This is a genomic window from Pseudomonas sp. TSO6 (assembly GCF_056098905.1).
In genome coordinates this window covers 1-1,196 of sequence record NZ_JBLZWV010000080.1, presented here as the reverse complement: position 1 = coordinate 1,196, position 1,196 = coordinate 1, and the positions used below count along the sequence as shown (strand labels likewise).

Here is a 1,196-nt window from a genome sequence, read left to right as displayed (position 1 = left end):
CTGCCGATCAACAACCATTCGGAGCTGTACTTCAAGCTGACCGATGGCACGACGGTTGTTGTGGCTGCCAACAGCACCACTGGCTCGGCCACTGCAACTGCGCCGGATAACGTCTATGTTGGCGCTAACCAGCCGGTAATTAACGCTATCGACGCCGTCAGCGGCGCGGATGCGTGGAAATTCGAAAACCTGAATCTGGACAAGACCCCGGTCAGTACCCAGGTTACCGACGAGCCAGGCACGCCGGGCAACGAAGGTGACATCGTCAAGGTCACCATCACCGCTGACCAGGTATCGGTTGCCGAGAACGTCAAACCGACCTTCACCGTGCACATCAACACCGCCCTGGCCCACGACCTGGTCGTGACCCTGAGCAACAACGCCACAGTTACCATCAAAGCGGGCGAAACCAGCGCCCCTTACGAGCACGCTGCACAGGGCGATGACGTCTACCAGGATGCCGGCGAAATCACCTTGGGCATCAAGTCGGCGGTAGACGCCACCGGCGCTGCCTTCGAGAACCTGCAGCTGGGCGGTGATGCTTCGGTCAAGGTGACCGACACCATCGACGAAGTGGTGGCCAAGCTGACTGCGACGCCTTCGGTCACCGAAGGCGGCGAGATCACCTACACCATCACGCTGACCAACAAAGACGGTCTGCCGATCAACAACCATTCGGAGCTGTACTTCAAGCTGACCGATGGCACGACGGTTGTTGTGGCTGCCAACAGCACCACTGGCTCGGCCACTGCAACTGCGCCGGATAACGTCTATGTTGGCGCTAACCAGCCGGTAATTAACGCTATCGACGCCGTCAGCGGCGCGGATGCGTGGAAATTCGAAAACCTGAATCTGGACAAGACCCCGGTCAGTACCCAGGTTACCGACGAGCCAGGCACGCCGGGCAACGAAGGTGACATCGTCAAGGTCACCATCACCGCTGACCAGGTATCGGTTGCCGAGAACGTCAAACCGACCTTCACCGTGCACATCAACACCGCCCTGGCCCACGACCTGGTCGTGACCCTGAGCAACAACGCCACAGTTACCATCAAAGCGGGCGAAACCAGCGCCCCTTACGAGCACGCTGCACAGGGCGATGACGTCTACCAGGATGCCGGCGAAATCACCTTGGGCATCAAGTCGGCGGTAGACGCCACCGGCGCTGCCTTCGAGAACCTGCAGCTGGGCGGTGA

1 protein-coding gene is annotated in these 1,196 nt (G+C 60.0%); it reads left to right on the top strand.

Annotated features, from left to right (window positions below):
- On the top strand, nt 1–1,196 hold a 1,196-nt coding region (locus ACN6NG_RS29850), incomplete at both ends, for an immunoglobulin-like domain-containing protein (RefSeq protein WP_474317511.1).